Origin of the sequence: Flavobacterium collinsii (assembly GCF_902804485.1) — a bacterium.
Lineage (GTDB): Bacteria > Bacteroidota > Bacteroidia > Flavobacteriales > Flavobacteriaceae > Flavobacterium > Flavobacterium collinsii.
On the sequence record NZ_CADCST010000070.1, the window covers coordinates 1 to 19,737 of the forward strand.

Here is a 19,737-nt window from a genome sequence, read left to right on the forward strand (position 1 = left end):
TGAAAACACCTAATTTTGTATATCAAAAAACCAGCAAAGAGAACTTTACTGGTTTTAATTAATATTGTAAAACTTGTCAACCTATTTTAGGACGACTCACGAAACAAGTACAAGATTTTACGTAAAGTCATCAAGGTCTCTATTTACAAAGCTTTGCGAACTTTGCGTAAAACCTCAGCGCACTTAGCGGTTAAAAAAAATGTGCTATATCTGCTGCAGTACAAATGACACAAATAAAATAATTGTAACTTTGAACCCGATAACCAAATCAAGATTTTAACAAGTATCAAATTTAATTATTTATGAATTACATTCTTTTTGACGGTCCCGTCCGGAATGCTTTATTACCTTTTACTTTTACAAGACCTGTTGCCGATATATTAATTGGAATTATGACGATTCGCCAGAAATGGGAAGCACGTCTGGGTTCGACAATTACTACCATTACCGAAGATTACTTATCAGAAAAATTCCCAATGGTAGAATTGGAAGAAAATGTAATGATCAATGCAGCGTATTTGCCAAATGATGCGCTTGCTGAATTGGTTTCTAATCTGGCTACAAATCAGGCTATTTTTAAAGGTGATGATGTAATTGCTTTTTTTACCAATGAAAATCAGGAAGAAGTTGATTTCGATTCGTACGAAATCATTCAGTACAATGAGGATTGTTTGACAGTAGAACATACCTGGGATATTTTTTCTAAAAATGATGCGGCGATTCGTGAAGATTTCCAGTATTTGACTGAAGACAGAAAATCGCAGCCAATCCCGAAAAGTGTAAATGTTATTGCGCCCGAAAACATATTTCTTGAAGAAGGAGCAAAATTAGAGTTTGTGACGCTAAACGCTTCAAATGGTCCTATATATATAGGGAAGAATGCTGAAATTATGGAAGGAACCGTAATTCGAGGTCCTTTTGCTTTATGTGAAAATGCACAGGTGAAACTAAATGCCAAAGTTTATGGAGCGACAACAGTAGGTCCGGGATCAAGAATCGGAGGAGAAGTTAAGAACTCGGTGCTTTTTGCTAATTCAAACAAAGGACATGATGGTTTCTTAGGAGATTCTGTTTTGGGAGAATGGTGTAATATTGGAGCAGACAGTAATAATTCGAACCTGAAAAATAATTACGAAGAAGTGAAATTATGGAGCTATGAAACAGAAGGATTTGCTAAAACAGGGCTTCAGTTTTGTGGTTTAATGATGGGAGATCATAGTAAATGCGGAATCAATACGATGTTCAACACCGGAACAGTAGTAGGAGTGAGTGCTAATATTTTTGGAAGTGGTTTTCCACGTAATTTTGTTCCAAGCTTTTCATGGGGTGGAGCAGCTGGCTTTACAACTTATGTAACCAAAAAAGCTTTTGAAACCGCAAAATTAGTAATGGGACGACGTAACATCGAGTTTGATGAGACAGAATCGGGAATCTTAGAGCATATTTTTGAGGAAACTAAAAAATGGAGAAAAGATTAAATTAAATAATTGGTCAATTAGATAATTAAGTAAACCCTACAGAATATTTTAATTCTGTAGGGTTTGTTGTTTTTAAATCGTTTGTTATTTGTTTATCTTAGTAAAATCTCCTTTCAGGTTAAATTTTAATTCTAAACCGTTGGTTAGTTTTACTTCGTATCCGGAAGAACCTATTTCTATTTTGGTTATTTTCTCTTTAGGAAAATTTGTTTTTACATACGAAGTGATTTTTTTTGGGATAATAGAAGCAGGGATTTTAGAGTTTTTACCATCAACTTCTTTCCAGTTTCCTTTTTTATCAAATTCGATTTCAATTTTATTGTCAAATTGGACTTTGTATTCTGTAGAGAGTAATTCTTTGTCCTGAAGTATGTAACTGGGCTTTTTAGAGCCAAAGTGAGTTTTTAAGAAAGTTTGTGCGTTTGCCGGTAAAACTTCTTTTTTAATCACCGTTTTTTGTGCGTAAGCAGAAAATCCAAATAATAATCCTGCAATTAGACAAGTCATCAAGTTTAATTTTGGTTTCATATTTTGTTGATTTTTAAATTGTTATCCAAGATAATACTAAAATTTGATAAAGTGTAAGAATATTTAGGTGATTTTTAAATCTGAAGCGACAGTCGTCTAAATAATATTGTCTAATACTCTAATTAATCTATCTTTGCACCACGAAAAAAATGGGTGGTCAAAAAAACGATTAACCGATTAAACAAATTCACAGAAGATAATGATTACAGTTAACGATATTTCAGTTCAGTTTGGCGGAACTACATTATTTAGCGATGTTTCTTTTGCTATCAATGAAAATGATAAAATTGCCCTTATGGGTAAAAATGGTGCGGGAAAATCGACACTTTTAAAAATAATTGCCGGTCAAAGTAAACCTTCTACCGGAAGTATCTCAACTCCAAAAGATGCTGTAGTGGCTTACTTGCCGCAGCATTTATTGACTAAAGATGGTTCAACTGTAATGGAAGAGGCTTCTAAAGCTTTTGGTGAGATCTTTAAAATGAAAGCTGAGATCGATGAAATTAATGAACAATTAACGGTTCGTACGGATTATGAAAGTGATGCTTACATGAAGTTGATCGAAAGAGTTTCAGATTTAAGTGAGAAATATTATGCTATTGAAGAAGTAAATTACGAAGCCGAAGTAGAGAAAATTTTAATAGGTTTAGGTTTTGAGCGTGAAGATTTTACTCGTCAGACTTCTGAATTTTCGGGAGGATGGAGAATGCGTATCGAATTGGCTAAAATTCTTCTTCAAAAACCGGATTTGATTTTACTGGATGAGCCAACGAACCACATGGATATTGAAAGTATTCAGTGGCTGGAGGAATTTTTATTGACTTCTGCAAAAGCAGTTGTGGTAATTTCGCACGATAGAGCATTCGTAGATAACATTACCAATCGTACTATTGAGGTAACAATGGGAAGGATTTACGATTACAAAGCAAAATATTCTCATTACTTAGAATTAAGAAAAGACCGTCGTATTCATCAGCAAAAAGCATACGATGAGCAGCAAAAAATGATCGCAGACAATAGAGCGTTTATTGATCGTTTTAAAGGAACTTTCTCTAAAACAGATGCGGTTCAGTCTCGCGTTAAGATGTTGGAGAAATTAGTTATTGTGCAGGTTGATGAAGTTGATAATTCGGCATTGAAATTAAAATTCCCACCAGCAGCACGTTCCGGACAATATCCGGTTGTGGTTAAAGATTTGTCAAAATCCTACGGAGATCATGTGGTTTTCAAAGATGCAAACATTGTGATCGAAAGAGGACAAAAAGTAGCATTTGTTGGTAAAAACGGTGAAGGAAAATCTACCATGATCAAAGCGATCATGAAAGAAATCGGAATTGATGAAGGAAGCGTAGATATTGGTCATAATTCTCAAATTGGATATTTTGCGCAGAACCAGGCTTCTTTGTTGGATGAAAATGCTACTATTTTCGAAACAATTGATGCTATCGCTGTGGGAGATATTCGTACTCAGATCAAAAACATTCTGGGGGCATTTATGTTTCAGGGTGATGATATTACCAAAAAAGTAAAAGTACTTTCGGGTGGAGAAAAAACACGATTGGCAATGATTAAGTTATTGTTGGAACCTGTTAATTTATTGATTCTGGATGAGCCTTCGAATCACTTGGACATGAAAACGAAAGATATTATTAAAGATGCCTTAAGAGATTTCGACGGAACTTTAATTTTGGTTTCTCACGACCGTGATTTCCTTGACGGATTGGCGACTAAAGTTTTTGAATTTGGTAACAAACGCGTGAAAGAACATTTCGAAGATGTTGCAGGCTTCCTGGCACACAAGAAGATGGATTCTATGCGTGAAATAGAAAAATAAGATATTTTAATGAAATATATTGATGGGTTGTAATTCGTGAGAAGTATAGTTACATCTCTGAAAAGAATCTAGACGATACCTTAAAAAGCACAAGAAATTCAATTCTTGTGCTTTTTTTATGGTTATTAATTAAGTAATTAAATTTCTTTAAGAACGGTTCTCTTTTTAAAGTACAAGGCAATATAGGCAAGAACAGAACAGATAGACCCAATAAGAATCATATTCCAGACGGCTGTTGTCGTTTGCGAGTAAGAGCCATTTTCTATAATTAGTATCCTGAATGCTTTCAAAAAGTGGGTGAGTGGAATAACATTGGCAATGGCCTGTACTGCCTGAGGCATCTGACTTAAAGGCCAGGTGAAACCACTGAGAATAAAGCTTGGAGTGGCAATTACCATTAGAATCTCGGTCGCTTTTAATTGATTGGGAACTATGATGCTCACTAGAATTCCGATAAAAGAAACAGAGAGTACAAATATTCCGGCAACGAAAGTCAATGGGGCTAAGTTTTCATAAAATGGTAATCGGAACCATAAAGTAAAAAGCCAGTAAATAATCCAGATTCCGAAACTCATTATTAGGTACGGAATAATTTTTACAGCTAGCATTTTTAAGATTGATGGGCATTTTTTTACAAGGTCTTTAAATGTTCCATTTTCAAATTCTGAAGCAAATGATAATGCCAGACCTAAAAGTAAAACCTGCTGAAGCACGGTTGCTAAAACTCCCGGCCAAAGAAAATACATATAGTTCGTGCTTCGGTTGTATTTTTTAATAAAAGTAGTTTTGAAGGGTTCGTATTGGGAAGCAAGTAAGTTTTCCGGTACACCTTGTTTTCTTAAGGTCTCAATCTGAACACCTGCTTTTAGAGTTCCCAAACAAATTTGTATCGCTGTTGAGGCGTAATTAGCGGTTAAAACATTTGAGGTGTTTACTATCGTTGTAATTTCAGGATATTTTTTGGTGAGCGTCATTTTTTCGAAATCTTTCGGAATAATAACCACACAAGTAGCTTCTTTTTGAATGGCAATTTTAGAAAGATTGTTTTGATCGTACAAAATAGTAGCAATAGATAGCACTTCGTTGTCTTCAAACATCTGAATTGCTTTTGAACTTAATTCAGAACGGTCCTGATCAATCACAATAATGGGTAAATCGGTAACCTTGCCTTTTCCGTAAACATAACCTAATAAAACGCCATACAGGATTGGTGCACCAATGAAAAGTATTCTAAGGACCTTGTTTTTCCAGAATAACTGAAATTCCCGTTTAAGCAATGAAGAGAAATTTTGCATAGTTAAAGAGATAAAGTGACGGTTGTTTTGGTGATGAGATCTTTTGTTTGCTCAATGTTGGAAGGCGTTATTTTTATTTCAAACAAGCTTTCCTGCATTTCATAATCAGGATAGGCGGTCGCGATATTTCCGTAGGCCCCTAATTGTTTTATAGTTGAAATGGTTCCTTTGATGTTTTCTTTCTTATAGGGAACATGAACAGTGATTTCTTGTCCTTTTTTAAAATCGCCTAATTGCTTTTCGGGAATTGTAAAGCGAAAATAAGTGCTGTTGGAGATATAGCCATTAAATAAGGTATAACCGGGCAATGCCAGTTCGCCAAGATTTAAAGTAATGGTTTCAATACTCATGTTTTGCGGAGCAATGATATAACGTTCCTTGTCGGCAGTTTCGACTTCCTGCAACGCTCCAAGCGCTCGGTCCTGTTGTCCGAGTGCCATTGTTTGCTGTTCGATTCGCGCACCTTTTTTAGCATCGTCTAACTCGGCAACAACAGCATTGTATTGTGCTTGTGCTCCCTGATACTTCGCAAAAGTTTCGTCGTAAGTTTGTTGTGATATGAGGGAGTCCTTGAGCATATTGGTTAGTCGTCTGATTGATTTCTGCGCAAATTCGTATTGTTCTTTTAACCCCATCTTTTTAGCTTCCAATTGCTTTATCTGATTTTCTGTAGCTCCCTTTACGGCCATTTTGTACTGGGCTTTTGCAGATACAACGGCTCCCTCTGCCTGGCTTTTTTTTGCGTCAACTTCAGGAATATCCAGTATGGCAAGTGTATCTCCTTTTTGAACCTGATCTCCTTCCTTGACAAATATTTTTAGGATCTTACCCGGAATTTTACTCACAACGGCAATTTGTTCTTTTTCTATTTTTCCCTGAATTAAATCTCCTTTTTTTGCTTTTTGACATGCTATAAAAAGGAAAATGATTGTGATGCTAATGATTACTTTTTTCATAAAACAGAACTTTTATTTGGATAGTTTTTTGGACAAATCGCCGGTAGCAATTATGGTTTCAATAGCGGCAAGTCTTTGCTCTATTAAAGTAGTGGTCTTGTTTACAGATGCTTTATAAGAGTCGTTCTCTGCTTCAAGTCGTTCCGATATATTGATAAGACCTTCTTTGTACTGCTTAATGGCAAGATTTAAATTATTGCCGGCTACTTTTTCCTGTTGTTGCGTAATGTCTATTTTTTGCGTTAAAACGGTATAATCGACCAAATTCTTTTCAAGAAGCAGTTCAAGCTTTTCTTTCGTATCGTCAATTTGGTTTTGTACCTGTTCGATATTGATCTTGGCTTCGTGTACTTTGTGTTTTCGTTCAAAACCTGAGAAAACCTCCCATTTCATAGCAGCTCCAACGACCCAGTTCTGACTTATGGTTAGTTCATTGAGTCCTAAATACAAAGCCTGATTGATTCCGGTAATAATGGGGGTCGTGGCATTTGCATTGAACAAACTCGAATAGGAAACTCCTCCAAAAGCTCCCAGAGTGGGTAAATAAGTTCCTTTTTCTTTCTTTAATAAATATTCATAAGCTGACTTAAAAGATTCCAGTGCTTTTATTTCCTGTTTGTTTTGCGTGCTTAACTTTTCATCAGTGATTAAATATGGTGTTAAAGAATATTGGACATTGTCTATATTGGCAACTGAGTAACCAGTTAAGTATTGAATTTTTTTGTAAATCAGTTTTCGTTTTCCATCCAGTTCAATCTTTTTGGAGGCAAGTTCGAGTGCCGCTAATTTTATCTTATCTCTGTCGTACGGAATGGCAAGTCCCTGTTCGATTGCCTTTGTAACACGCTTGGTTTCCGTATCGAGTCGGTTTTCGCTTTCTTTGATTAGTTTGTCTATTTCTTTTAGCAATTCTAACTGATCGAAAGTGTTAATGACCTCTTTTGTAATTTGGTCTTTTTCAGATTCTTTTAGAAATACAGTTCCCTTCGTTTTTTCTTCAATTGCTTTAGCTCCGTTTGGGATTTGCATTCCGCTAAACAAAACGGTTTTTGCCATTACACTTCCGTTAAAAATGTTACCGTAGTTTTTAAAAGCTGTTTTTCCATCAAACAAAGGATAGTTTACAATAGGTATTGTGGCGGTAGGAAGATCGACAGTAAGTTTATTATCAAAATAGGAGTAAAGCGCACTAGCTTCGACTGTTGGAATGTATTTGTTCCAGACTCCTTTTTCCTGAAGATTTAATTTTTCAATTTCTAAATCTTTGTTTTTTAAGGAAGCGCTTTTTTCAATAGCTTTCTGGATGGCCTCTTCCAAAGTGGAGGAAACAGCAATCTGACTGTGTATAAAGTTGAAAGAGAGGAAAAAAAGAAAAGGAAATAAATGTTTTTTCATTGCAATTTTTGTTTCAGTTATTTGACAAATCGTAAGATAGTTTTTGTAAGATGATACAAAGAATTGGGAGGCGGTTAAAGACCGATTGTTACAAAGTTAAGAATATAAGTCTTACATTAGTGCTGTCAAGGTGTTTAAAAGATAAGTAGCTTTTAAAACTTTTTTAGTATTTTATACTTGTTTAACAGAAAGTTATGGGGTAGTATTGGAGTTTGTCTGTTTTTTCATACCTTAGTAAATGTATTTCCAAATTAACTTATTTTTAACATGAAAAAGAGTTTTTTAGTTTTAGCAGTTTTGACGACTTATTTATTTAGTTTGTCCCTATTTTCTCAAACTGATAACGAACCTGTCGCTTTAGGTTTGCCAGGAGATAATCTTAATTTATATGCCGTTTTGGATGTTTTTCAGAAATCTAAAACTTTAGAGGAATTTGAAAGAGTACTGAATGAACAGGACAGTAAGGTTAATAATTTAGATTTAAATAATGATGGCGAAATTGATTACATAGAAATTGAAAGCCAAAAGAAAGGGAATACACATGTGATTGTGCTTCAGGTAGCTATAAATAGTAAAGAAAAACAGGATGTAGCTGTTATCGAAGTCGATAAAGATAAAAAGAATAATGTGCATGTTCAGATTATTGGAGATCAGGATTTATATGGGAAAAATTATATAGTAGAGCCTTCAGATACCGTGGGGGGGACACCAAATCCCGGGTATAAGGGAGATGCTAACGTAATTGTAAATAATAATACAACGAATAATTATAATACGACTACTACCAGCGGGTATGTAACTGCAGACGTGAATATATGGCCGGTAGTATTGTACTTGTTCTCTCCAGTATACGTAGTGTATCGATCTCCTTGGTATTGGGGGTATTATCCTCCTTATTGGCGTCCGTGGCGCCCGGTTTATTATCATGATTATTGGGGATATCATGGGCATTATTACAGAAATCCGTATTATCGAAGAACGGCCAGGGTAAGAAACCAGAGGTATTATAATAATTATGTATCAAGAAGAAATACATCGGCAATAGTTCGAAATTACAGAGCTAGTGGACGCTACAATACAACTTATAATGGAAGGGACTATAGAAGACCTGCTCCAGTTACTAATACAAGGCCTAATAGACCTTCTACAACACGGCCAGGGACACGTCCGACTAATCCATCAACACGACCTGGGATGACCAGGCCGGAAAGCCGACCGACTAATCCGTCAACAAGGCCAGGAATAACAAGGCCAACAACTCGTCCGGTAACGCCAACAAACCCATCAACACGACCAGTTGTGAGGCCAACGCAACCGGTAAATCGGCCAACAAACCCAACAACCAGACCGGTAACACGGCCAACACAACCAGTAACACGTCCTGCGACCCGACCGGCCGGAAATAGAAATGCGACGCCACCGGCATCCAATAGAAGTTCCAGTCCTAATAGAAGACAAGGTTAGATTGTGAGTATTTGATTAATTTTTGATTTACAGCATTTATGAATAAATATCTACTGCTAAAAATTGTTTTTTTCTTTGTAATGCCATTTTTTTTGAATGCACAAAATGCCGCCACCCAACCGACGGCTAATGCTGAAAGTGTGGTTAAATATCCGCAATTTCAGTTTAAGGGGCTTTTTCAAGCGCGCTATTTGGAAAGCTCCGGTAAAAATGTTGATGTTTTAGGGGCTCATCATTCTACAGGTCAAGTAACACAAAGTTCGTTTGACATTAAAAGAATGCGTGTCGGTCTTAATACTAAATTAAGTGAAGCTACTGAGGTTGTGATTCTGGTAAATTTAGCTGACTTTAAATCGGATCCGAAATCGAAGGTTCTTGAAAATGCTTATGGAAAATATACTTTTAGTAAATATCTGGCTTTAACAGGAGGTCAGTTTCGTCCGGCGTTCGGTATTGAGGAACTGGTTCCGGTAGATATTATAAAATCATTTGATTTTTCCAATCAATATTATGAGTTTGGTAAAAATGGCTGGACTAGTTTTCAAATTGGTGCTTCGGCAAGCGGGGCATTCGATCTTGGAAAAATCCCTGTAAATTATGCTATTTCTGTTTTAAATGGTAACGGAAAAAATCAGGAAATGGATAACGATAATGGAAAATTGTATGCAACAAGGTGGGTTTTCAGTTTGTCTAAAGAACATAAAATTAATTTGGGTTTAAATGGTGGAATTGGAAAAAGATCAGATCAAAAAGTTTTTGCTTTGGGAGCTGATATTACCAGTGATTTTAAGCTTACCGACCGATTTACTTTTGATCTGCAAATTGAATACAAACAGGGAACCAATCATAACCTGTATTTTTCATTGCCTGCCGATTCCAGGACTTCAAATGTTGATGATTATCAAATGAGAGGAGTTTATTTTTTGCCTAATTTGAGATATTTGGTTGATTATAAAAAACTAACTTCTCTTGAGTTGTCCTGTCGTTTTGAGTCTTTTGATAACAATTATAAAATTAATTCAAATGTTCGTCAGACTTATACGCCAATGTTAAGTCTTGAATTTGGTAAGGCTTATACGGGACGAATAGAAGTAGGATTTGAAATTGATCGCTTCGATAGAAATATTCCCGATACCTCATTTTATAATGATGATCTATTCCTGCTTCAGTTACAACTCCGTTTATAATTTAATTTAATCCCTTTTTTATGAAAGAAGTGCAAATACCTCAAACCCTGATAACAGTTGCAGTTGGGCTTGCAATTTGGTTTATTCCTGCACCAGCTGGTGTCGTTAATGAAGCCTGGCATTTGTTTGCGATTTTTGTGGCAACAATTCTTGGAATCATCTTAAAAGCTGCTCCCATGGGAACTATGTGTATGATTGCAATTGCATTAACTGCTTTTACGCAAGTTCTGGCTCCCGGAGATGCAGGAAAATCTATTACCCTGGCGTTGAAAGGATTTGGTGATAAGGTAATTTGGCTAATTGGGATTTCATTTTTTATTGCAAGGGGATTTATAAAAACAGGTTTAGGAAACAGAATTGCTTTTTTATTCATCAGGATATTCGGAAAAAGCTCTTTAGGATTGGCTTATGGTCTGGGTCTTGCTGATTTGGTGCTGGCGCCTGCGGTACCCAGTAATACAGCGAGAGGGGGTGGAATTATTTATCCTATCATGAAATCAATGTCAATGAGTTTTGGCTCGATGCCGGATCAGCCTGAAACTCATCGAAAATTGGGATCGTATCTTACATTAAGTAGTTACAATGCAAATTTGATCGCTTCGTCAATGTTTTTAACGGGAACAGCAAGTAATCCGATGTGCCAGAAATTTGCACTTAATCTGGGAATAAAAATTAGTTGGATTTCATGGGCAACAGCGGCAATAGTTCCCGGACTGGTTGCTTTTTTTGTAATTCCTTTTGTGTTATATAAAATTTACCCGCCGGAATTAAAAAAAACCGGGGATGCTCCACAAATCGCTGCTCAAAAACTGAAAGAAATGGGAGCAATTACCCGCAATGAGTGGATGATGCTGTTAACATTTTTTATTCTTTTATTTCTTTGGATGACAGGCGATTTGTTCTCTATTGATGCTACAACTACAGCCTTTATCGGGTTGGTGATTTTACTGCTGACTTCGGTGTTAACCTGGGATGATGTAAAAGCCGAGAAGGGGGCCTGGGATACCATCGTATGGTTTTCGGTTTTGGTTATGATGGCAAGTTCGCTCAATGAACTTGGGTTTATTGGCTGGTTTAGTAATTTGGTAAAAGCTGAAATTGGTGGTTTAAGCTGGCAAATGGCTTTTCCTATTATTGTATTGGTGTACTTTTTTAGTCATTATCTTTTTGCAAGTGCAACGGCTCACGTGGCGGCAATGTATGCAGCATTATTGGGTGTCGGAATTTCGCTTGGAATTCCCGGCTTGCTGTTGGCTTTTATGTTGGGTTTTGTAGGTTCTATCTACGGAACTTTAACACATTACGGACATGGACCGGCACCAGTTTTCTTCGGAAGTGGTTATGTCGACCTGAAAAGCTGGTGGGTCAAAGGCTTGATAACCGGTTTGGTTATGCTCTTTATTTATATGGTGATAGGAGGGTTGTGGCTCCGATTAATTGGTGACTTTTAAATTCGGATTCCCGGAGGAAGTAATTCTTTATATTCAGGATTTTTTTTAATAAACAATACAATTCTTGGGAAAATAGGCATTATTCTAAATTTCTTTTCAATAACAATTTCCATGATGCTTTTAAGTAAAGCATCAATTGTAGCTTGATTGTCAAAGCCTTCAGGGGTGTTGATTTTGGTTAAGAAAATTTTCTTCTCCTGAAAAGAATACTCCACAGAAAGTAATCCTTCAGGGACTATGGTTTCAAATTGTCTTGCAAAAGTATTGTCTTTGATTTCCATAGTTTCAATAGGTTCCATATTAGTCATGTTTTGGGGATTGAATTAAAAAAATAATAAAAAGAACATTGGGTAACTTTATAAAGAACATTGTGGAAAAATGTTTCGATATTAGTTAATAGGATTGCAAAGGTAATCATTTGATTTTCAATATGGAATTATTTTTTTTAACCTCTGCTTTAATCTTGAATTGCGCGTCTTTGTTGCTTTTATTTGGTTTAGACAGCGATTTTTGGTGCAAGATTTGCAATGCATGTTGCTAAAAAAAGTAATTTTAGCTTGAAATTAAAAGCTATAACCCTAACTCTCTTTCTGTCAAATGAGTAAAATTCCTGTATATTTTATGCCCGGTCTTGCGGCGAGTCCCGCTATTTTTGAAAGAATCAATTTAGACGAGTCTGTTTTTGAGATGTGTTTGTTGGAGTGGGAGCTTCCACAACCAAAAGAATCTCTGTCTGATTACGCTCTTCGAATTTCTAAAAATATTAAACATGAGAATCCGGTTTTGATAGGTGTTTCTTTTGGAGGGATTTTGGTTCAGGAAATCGCCAAACACATTCAGACCCGAAAAGTAATTATTATTTCGAGCGTTAGAAGTAATGCGGAATTTCCACGAAGAATGAAAATTGGAAAATCAACAAAAGCCTATAAGCTTATTCCGATGAAATTAATTTTGAATATCGAAAACCTGGCGAAGTACTCTTTTGGAGAAAAAGTAAATAAGCGCATTAAGTTGTATGAGAAGTTCTTGGCAGTGCGTGATCTTAATTATTTACAATGGGCGGTTGAATCAGTTATTTTGTGGGATAGAAATGAAATTGATTCCAATGTAGTACATATTCATGGAGATCAGGACGATGTTTTTCCTATAAAGTATATCAACAGCTGTATTGTAGTAAAAGGAGGAACACATATTATGATTCTTAATAAATACAAATGGCTGAATGAGAATTTGCCTTCGATCATCTTGGAAAATTAAAATTCCAATTTTTTAAGTTTCAAATTCCAATGCTTTACGATTAGAAATCTTTGTCAAAGTTTTAAACTTTGACAAAGGTCCATGCGCAATCTGTACGCAAATTTTTTATCCGCAATCTTGTTATGGATCAATACAAAATGTTGTGGGGTTGATAGAAGTTATTCCTTTTATTAACGATTTCAGCTCTTCATTTAAGAGATCATTTTATTACAGCTGATTTTATAATTAGTGTTCTCTTTGGGTATAAATATTTGAAATGTTTAAAAAGGGCTGAAAGCCCAAAAGCATAAAAATAGTGCAACGCACTATAAATTAAGATGATGAATCATAATGCCCTGAAGGGGCATAAGCAGTTATAAATAAAACATAAGATCTTAATTAAAAGTTGCTAACTTTTGGAAATGTCATAAAATAAGATATGTGCTTTTTAGGTTATGCTTTTGCCCTTACAGGGCTTAAAGAAGTGTTCACCATTATTCATGGCACTTCGCGCCATGTTACTGCTAAGGCTCTTTCAGAGCAACAGATTCCAAATGCTTGTCTCTTATAGGGTAAGCTGTAAATTATTATTTTTACAATTAAGAAATTTTAGGAAAATGTAAAACTTTAAAAGATTGCAAAAGGCTGCCACTTTCATTCCTAAAAGTCCTTTATGGTAAAGAGAATACTATTTTTATCACTCCAGAACTTTTGAACCTGATTTTTTCTAGACTGACTAATACTTATGTCCAATTTTATAAATCCACAGGTTTTCGTATTGATCCCTTGTTATTCCTCTTTTCTCGGGATGACAAAATAAATTTCAATTATACCAAATCTTCTAATGAAGACTAAAGCCCTAGCCCTGATAGTAGTGGTATCCTTTTGTGGCGGGGTTCGCCATAAAAGATACAAGCGGATAGCGGGAAATAGCTCCTTATCCTTGATTGAATTCTAAATTTAAAAATGTTTAAAATCTAAACTCTGCAATCTAAAATAAAAAATCCCAAACTCTATTTGAATTTGGGATTTAGAATATAGGTATGTTAGTCGAATTTAGATTTTCTTCATTTGTTCTTTCATCATTGAAATTTGCTCTTTCAGCATTCCTTGTTTGTCTAATTTTTTAGCTTCATTTAATAAATTAGTCGCTTCTAGTTTTCTTCTGCGTGACATTGCAACTCCGGCAAGGTTTAATTTTGCTACTGCAAGATCCATATCCATAGACAATCCAAGTTCGATTGCTTTTTTGAAATGTTTCTCTGCCTGATTGATATTGGTTTGAGACAACATGATGCCGTGTAGGTAATTAAAGTATCCTTGTTGTTTTCTTACTAAAGCAGCTTCAGGGTTTTTAATATATGCAAGCCATTTTTTAGCTCCTTCGAAGTCTTGTTTTCTTAATTTAAGGAAAGCTAAAAGGATAAATTCGTTTTTGAAGTAAAGGAAAATAGGAATTGCAGTTAATAATATAAGGAAAATTCCATTTCCGATATTACTCTCTGTAAATTGCCAAACGCCTGCGACTACTAGAAGTCCGGCCAAAATAAGTTTAATATTTTTGTGAAACATAATTATTGTAAATTTGTGATTGCAAAGATAGTAAAAGGAATTAAAAATATTTTTATAAAACTACTTGCCAGAAAAAAAAGTCTTTGTATATTTGCACTCGGTTTTGGAATAATGATATTCAAAACAGAAAAACAGATATTAGATACCATTTTAAAGATACAAAACAATGAGCAAAAGAACATTTCAACCATCGAAAAGAAAAAGAAGAAATAAGCACGGATTTATGGACAGAATGGCTTCTGCGAATGGAAGAAAAGTTCTGGCGCGTAGAAGAGCTAAAGGAAGACATAAATTAACTGTTTCTAGCGAACCTAGACACAAGAAATAATGTTTCTATAAACATAAATAAGGCGTTACTTTTTTAGTATCGCCTTTTTTTATACCTTGTCGGTAAAAAATCCGCAACGTTCTAGTTTAGAATATACTACGAATGTTTTTTAAAGTACTTTATATAACTACACAATACAAATAAAATGCCTAAAGACACATCAATAAAATCAGTTTTAATAATAGGGTCAGGACCTATTGTTATTGGTCAAGCTTGCGAATTTGATTATGCAGGTTCTCAATCTGCACGTTCTATTCGTGAAGAAGGGATTGAAGTTATCTTGATAAACTCGAATCCAGCGACAATTATGACCGACCCAAGTATGGCCGATCACATTTACTTGAAACCTTTAACTACAAAATCGATTATTGAAATTCTGAAAGAACATCCACAAATTGATGCTGTTTTGCCTACAATGGGGGGACAAACTGCATTGAATTTATGTTTGGAAGCTGACGAAAAAGGAATTTGGCAGGATTTCGGAGTAAGATTGATCGGGGTTGATGTAAATGCTATTAATATTACAGAAGACAGAGAGCAATTTAAACAGCTTTTGCAAAAAATTAATGTTCCAACTGCACCGGCAAAAACGGCTACTTCTTATTTAGAAGGAAAAGAAATTGCTCAGGAATTTGGTTTTCCGTTAGTAATTCGTCCTTCGTTTACTCTTGGGGGAACAGGAGCTGCAGTGGTTTACAAAAAGGAAGATTTTGATGAGCTTTTAACAAGAGGTCTTGAAGCTTCTCCAATACATGAGGTTTTGATTGACAAAGCTTTAATGGGATGGAAAGAGTATGAGCTGGAACTTTTAAGAGATAAAAATGATAACGTTGTGATCATTTGTTCGATCGAAAATATGGACCCAATGGGAATTCATACAGGAGATTCGATTACAGTGGCGCCGGCAATGACATTATCAGATACGACATTCCAAAAATTACGTGACTATGCAATCCTGATGATGCGTAGTATTGGAAATTTTGCAGGTGGTTGTAACGTACAATTCGCAGTTTCGCCAGATGAAAAAGAAGATATCGTAGCCATCGAGATTAACCCTCGTGTGTCCCGTTCGTCAGCTTTAGCATCAAAAGCAACTGGGTACCCAATCGCTAAAATCGCTTCTAAGCTGGCTTTAGGGTACAATCTGGATGAATTGCAAAATCAAATTACAAAATCGACTTCGGCTCTTTTTGAACCAACTTTAGATTATGTAATTGTAAAAATACCGCGTTGGAACTTCGATAAATTTGAAGGTGCCGACAGAACTTTAGGACTTCAGATGAAATCCGTTGGAGAGGTAATGGGAATTGGACGCTCGTTCCAGGAAGCGTTACACAAAGCTACCCAATCTTTAGAAATAAAAAGAAACGGTTTAGGTGCTGACGGAAAAGGATATAAAAACTACGAGCAAATTATCGAGAAACTAACTTTTGCAAGTTGGGATCGTGTTTTTGTAATTTATGATGCAATCGCAATGGGAATTCCGTTGAGCCGTATTCATGAAATTACAAAAATTGATATGTGGTTCCTGAAACAATATGAAGAACTTTATACTTTAGAGAAAGAAATTTCAAATTACAAGATAACGACTCTTCCGAAAGAACTTTTACTGGAAGCAAAACAAAAAGGTTTTGCCGACAGACAAATTGCACACATGATGAACTGTCTGGAAAGTGAAGTGCATACTTTGCGTATGGATAAAAATATCAACCGTGTGTTTAAACTGGTCGATACTTGCGCGGCTGAGTTTAAGGCAAAAACACCTTATTACTATTCGACTTTTGAGGCAGAAATAGAAAAAGCAAATGGTGAGCGTTACGTAGACAACGAAAGTATTGTAACCGAGAAAAAGAAAATCATCGTCTTAGGTTCCGGACCAAACAGAATTGGACAGGGAATTGAGTTTGATTATTCTTGTGTACACGGAGTTTTGGCAGCTAAAGAATGCGGATACGAAACCATCATGATTAACTGTAATCCTGAAACGGTTTCGACTGATTTTGACACAGCTGATAAATTATACTTCGAACCGGTTTTCTGGGAACATATTTATGACATCATTCAGCATGAAAAACCGGAAGGTGTTATCGTACAGTTAGGTGGGCAGACCGCTTTGAAACTTGCTGAAAAATTATCTAAATACGGAGTGAAGATTATCGGAACCAGCTTTGATGCACTTGATTTAGCCGAAGATAGAGGAAGATTCTCTGATTTATTGAGAGAATTACACATTCCTTTCCCGGATTTCGGAATTGCAGAAACGGCTGACGAAGCTTCGGCACTTGCTGATACTTTAGACTTCCCGTTATTAATTCGTCCTTCCTACGTATTAGGCGGTCAGGGAATGAAAATTGTAATCAACAAGAAAGAACTGGAAGAGCACGTGATCAACTTGTTAAAGACGATCCCAGGAAATAAATTGCTTTTAGATCACTATTTGGCCGGAGCAATCGAGGCTGAAGCGGATGCGATTTGTGATGCTGACGGAAATGTGTATATTATCGGAATTATGGAGCATATCGAGCCTTGTGGAGTTCACTCTGGAGATAGTAATGCTACTTTGCCTCCTTTTAACTTAGGAGAATTCGTAATGCAGCAGATCAAAGATCATACGAAAAAAATAGCTAGAGCTTTAAAAACAGTTGGTTTGATCAATATTCAGTTTGCAATAAAAGACGATACAGTTTATATCATTGAGGCAAATCCAAGAGCTTCAAGAACAGTACCGTTTATTGCGAAAGCATACGGAGAGCCTTATGTGAACTACGCTACAAAAGTAATGTTAGGACACAATAAAGTAACAGATTTTGACTTTAATCCACAGTTGAAAGGATATGCTATTAAACAGCCGGTCTTCTCCTTCAGTAAGTTCCATAATGTAAATAAAGCATTAGGACCTGAGATGAAATCAACAGGAGAAAGCATCTTGTTTATTGATGACTTAAAAGACGATCAATTCTACGAATTGTATTCAAGAAGAAAGATGTATTTGAGTAAATAATCTCAAATCTATAAATAAAAAAGGGAAGTCTCGTAGCTATGAGACTTCCCTTTTTTTGTATGTTAAAAGAAGCGGTTACTTGATAATAATCTTTTTAGAAGTATTATTTACTTTTAAAATGTAATTTCCTGAAGTTACATTTGATACTTTAATAGTATTGTCTTGAACATCAGCTGGCTTGAAGTTTTGAACAGCTCTTCCGGTCATATCATATAAGTCAATAGTTTCTATTGTAACATCACTATTGCTTTCGATATGTAAATAATCTGTTGCAGGGTTTGGATAAATTGCTAAACTATTATTAATAGTTTTTTTTGTGTCGCCCAAGCCTAAAGAAGGAGATGTTACTTTAATGATTTTTTTAGTATGGGAACCTGTACTTACGTAAAGTGCGCCATTGTAAATTGCCATTTGTGCAGGAGTGTCGTAGTTTATGTTGAATCTGATAAATTGTTGCTGATCTCCATCTACACCACCAGCAGGAAAACGGAAAATTCTATTTTGTGATCCTGTAGAAATATACAAATCACCATTTGGCGCAACTACTAAATTCGTCGGATTGTTCATTCCTGAAATCAATTTGCTAACAACGCCATCAGTAGTTATTTTTTTAACAGCCCCGTCTAACTTGTCTACAACAAGTAAGTTGCCCGATTTGTCAAATGCCAGGCCGTTAGGTTGAATGAAGTTTGAAGCAAATGTAGTAGTTACTCCTTCAGGAGTTCTTTTTTTTATGTCACCAGAATTAGATTCCGAATAAAAAACATTTCCAGATGCATCTATTGCAATTCCGTATGGACTTCCTGAGGCAGAGTAGGTTGTGATAACTCCTGCAGGCGTTATTTTTTCAATCTCCTGAATAAAACCGGATCCTGCTAACCAAAGATTGCCGGCTGCGTCAAAAGCTATTTGTTGCGGAGTACCATTTACGGTAGCAAAATTGGTTTGTGCTAAATTAGGTGCAACTTTAGTTACTTTGTAAGTGTAATAATCGGCAACAAATAAGTTTCCAGATGCATCAAAAGCAATTCCGCTTGGAGTATTGAACCCTGTAGTTACATAATCTGTAGGGGTTTGTGCATTGATGCTTACTGTTGATAATAATGTAAAGAGTAAAATTTTTTTCATATAGGGCTGTTTAAATTTAAATTCAATTAAAGAAAAAACTCTCAGTGCAAAAGTTATGCTTTTGCTTAGAAAGTATAGGTATTGTTTTTTTTTATTTATTAAAATAGTAGAATTATTGTTGTTTTACTTCTCTTCATTTAAGAGTGTAAGCAATAAAAAGAGACGTAAATTTTGCAACAAAAAAACTTTTAATACAAAGCTTTTTTAATTGTTAATTCACAATCTTTATAAGATTTTAATTATTTTGGCTAAATGCCATATTGTCTCTTGTGTTTTTTTGTACCGAAATAGCACCGAAAAGAGCTAATAAAAAAGCGAAAGCATAAAAACCTTTTTCGCTTGGTAAAATAGTGGCATTCCAAAGGCCAACGACTAGTAATACGATAGATAAAAGGGTTCCGAACCAACAGATTCCATAATAGATATCAGTTACCGGAAGATTTTCCAGCCTGTCTCTTACACTTTTCTGTAATGAAACTACAGCAAACAGTCCAAACATTAAAACGGTGAAATAGTATCCTTTTTCGTTTAAAAGCATTTCGGCTCTTGCAAGTCCTACTATAAATCCAACTGTTCCTGCTCCAAGAGCTACCCAAGATGCCGCTATAAAGGCATTCGATGTTTTTTGTACCATAATTAGTTTAATAATTTTATTTTGGTTGATGGGCAAATATAGATAAATTCAGGTCATATCAAAACAAATACAAGTGGTATTATTCAGTATAATCTTCTAAAAATGTTAAATAAAAAAAGCTCCATAATTTGGAGCTTTTTCACTTTAATATATGTCTCGTCCTGAAATAAGTTGACATAAAATTGACTTATTTATGAATAATCCAGAATTTAAAAAAGAGCGACGCAGTCAGAGAGATTACAACATAGGC

General features: G+C 35.4%; 16 protein-coding genes. 8 read left to right on the top strand and 8 right to left on the bottom strand.

Annotated features, from left to right (window positions below; all coding sequences use genetic code 11):
• Nucleotides 1-302: 302 nt before the first annotated feature.
• Nucleotides 303-1,478 carry a GlmU family protein gene (locus tag FLA105534_RS06750; protein WP_173965271.1) on the top strand — a complete coding sequence of 392 codons (1,176 nt, stop codon included), beginning with the start codon at nucleotides 303-305 and terminating at the stop codon, nucleotides 1,476-1,478.
• Between the two features lie 84 nt (nucleotides 1,479-1,562).
• Here FLA105534_RS06750 and FLA105534_RS06755 read toward each other — a convergent pair whose 3' ends face one another.
• Nucleotides 1,563-2,006 (bottom strand): PepSY-like domain-containing protein, encoded by a 444-nt coding sequence (locus tag FLA105534_RS06755; protein WP_173965272.1) that lies wholly within the window; start codon nucleotides 2,004-2,006, stop codon nucleotides 1,563-1,565.
• Nucleotides 2,007-2,205: 199 nt separating this feature from the next.
• Here FLA105534_RS06755 and FLA105534_RS06760 point away from each other — a divergent pair, with 199 nt between their 5' ends.
• Nucleotides 2,206-3,840: an ABC-F family ATP-binding cassette domain-containing protein gene (locus FLA105534_RS06760; protein WP_173965273.1), complete on the top strand. Its 1,635-nt coding sequence runs from the start codon at nucleotides 2,206-2,208 to the stop codon at nucleotides 3,838-3,840.
• A 137-nt stretch (nucleotides 3,841-3,977) separates the two neighbouring features.
• Here the strand turns inward: FLA105534_RS06760 and FLA105534_RS06765 are convergent, their stop codons facing one another.
• Genes FLA105534_RS06765 through FLA105534_RS06775 form a run of 3 tightly spaced genes read right to left on the bottom strand, consistent with a single transcriptional unit; the run spans nucleotide 3,978 to nucleotide 7,486 of the window.
• Nucleotides 3,978-5,135 carry an ABC transporter permease gene (locus FLA105534_RS06765; protein ID WP_173965274.1) on the bottom strand — a complete coding sequence of 386 codons (1,158 nt, stop codon included), beginning with the start codon at nucleotides 5,133-5,135 and terminating at the stop codon, nucleotides 3,978-3,980.
• A gap of 2 nt (nucleotides 5,136-5,137) precedes the next feature.
• Entirely contained in the window at nucleotides 5,138-6,091 is a 954-nt protein-coding gene (locus tag FLA105534_RS06770) for an HlyD family secretion protein (protein ID WP_173965275.1), read from the bottom strand.
• A 12-nt stretch (nucleotides 6,092-6,103) separates the two neighbouring features.
• The gene (locus tag FLA105534_RS06775; protein WP_173965276.1) at nucleotides 6,104-7,486 is read right to left on the bottom strand and encodes a TolC family protein; all 1,383 of its coding nucleotides are present in this window, start codon (nucleotides 7,484-7,486) and stop codon (nucleotides 6,104-6,106) included.
• Nucleotides 7,487-7,753: 267 nt separating this feature from the next.
• Here FLA105534_RS06775 and FLA105534_RS06780 point away from each other — a divergent pair, with 267 nt between their 5' ends.
• Genes FLA105534_RS06780 through FLA105534_RS06790 form a run of 3 tightly spaced genes read left to right on the top strand, consistent with a single transcriptional unit; the run spans nucleotide 7,754 to nucleotide 11,588 of the window.
• On the top strand, nucleotides 7,754-8,950 hold the full coding sequence (locus FLA105534_RS06780) for a YML083C domain-containing protein (RefSeq protein ID WP_173965277.1): 1,197 nt from the start codon (nucleotides 7,754-7,756) through the stop codon (nucleotides 8,948-8,950).
• A 38-nt stretch (nucleotides 8,951-8,988) separates the two neighbouring features.
• The gene (locus tag FLA105534_RS06785) at nucleotides 8,989-10,137 is read left to right on the top strand and encodes a porin (protein WP_173965278.1); all 1,149 of its coding nucleotides are present in this window, start codon (nucleotides 8,989-8,991) and stop codon (nucleotides 10,135-10,137) included.
• Between the two features lie 20 nt (nucleotides 10,138-10,157).
• Nucleotides 10,158-11,588 carry an anion permease gene (locus FLA105534_RS06790; RefSeq protein ID WP_173965279.1) on the top strand — a complete coding sequence of 477 codons (1,431 nt, stop codon included), beginning with the start codon at nucleotides 10,158-10,160 and terminating at the stop codon, nucleotides 11,586-11,588.
• On the opposite strand, the gene FLA105534_RS06795 is transcribed toward FLA105534_RS06790, so the two are convergent.
• A complete protein-coding gene (locus tag FLA105534_RS06795) occupies nucleotides 11,585-11,896 on the bottom strand; it encodes a GNAT family N-acetyltransferase (RefSeq protein WP_246253185.1) in 312 nt (103 codons plus the stop codon). The genes FLA105534_RS06790 and FLA105534_RS06795 overlap by 4 nt on opposite strands.
• A 289-nt stretch (nucleotides 11,897-12,185) precedes the next feature.
• Here FLA105534_RS06795 and FLA105534_RS06800 point away from each other — a divergent pair, with 289 nt between their 5' ends.
• Nucleotides 12,186-12,845, top strand: coding sequence for an alpha/beta hydrolase (locus FLA105534_RS06800; RefSeq protein WP_173965280.1), 660 nt, complete (start codon nucleotides 12,186-12,188; stop codon nucleotides 12,843-12,845).
• Nucleotides 12,846-13,880: 1,035 nt separating this feature from the next.
• On the opposite strand, the gene FLA105534_RS06805 is transcribed toward FLA105534_RS06800, so the two are convergent.
• Entirely contained in the window at nucleotides 13,881-14,396 is a 516-nt protein-coding gene (locus FLA105534_RS06805) for a DUF2892 domain-containing protein (RefSeq protein ID WP_173965281.1), read from the bottom strand.
• Nucleotides 14,397-14,562: 166 nt separating this feature from the next.
• Between FLA105534_RS06805 and rpmH the strand changes: the two genes are divergently transcribed.
• Nucleotides 14,563-14,724 carry a 50S ribosomal protein L34 gene (gene rpmH, locus FLA105534_RS06810; RefSeq protein WP_008464848.1) on the top strand — a complete coding sequence of 54 codons (162 nt, stop codon included), beginning with the start codon at nucleotides 14,563-14,565 and terminating at the stop codon, nucleotides 14,722-14,724.
• Between the two features lie 145 nt (nucleotides 14,725-14,869).
• Nucleotides 14,870-17,725, top strand: coding sequence for a carbamoyl-phosphate synthase large subunit (carB, locus tag FLA105534_RS06815; RefSeq protein ID WP_173965282.1), 2,856 nt, complete (start codon nucleotides 14,870-14,872; stop codon nucleotides 17,723-17,725).
• A 75-nt stretch (nucleotides 17,726-17,800) separates the two neighbouring features.
• Here carB and FLA105534_RS06820 read toward each other — a convergent pair whose 3' ends face one another.
• Both FLA105534_RS06820 and yiaA read right to left on the bottom strand, forming a co-directional pair.
• Nucleotides 17,801-18,853 carry a T9SS type A sorting domain-containing protein gene (locus FLA105534_RS06820; RefSeq protein ID WP_173965283.1) on the bottom strand — a complete coding sequence of 351 codons (1,053 nt, stop codon included), beginning with the start codon at nucleotides 18,851-18,853 and terminating at the stop codon, nucleotides 17,801-17,803.
• Between the two features lie 235 nt (nucleotides 18,854-19,088).
• Nucleotides 19,089-19,487: an inner membrane protein YiaA gene (gene yiaA, locus FLA105534_RS06825; RefSeq protein ID WP_173965284.1), complete on the bottom strand. Its 399-nt coding sequence runs from the start codon at nucleotides 19,485-19,487 to the stop codon at nucleotides 19,089-19,091.
• Between the last annotated feature and the right edge of the window lie 250 nt (nucleotides 19,488-19,737).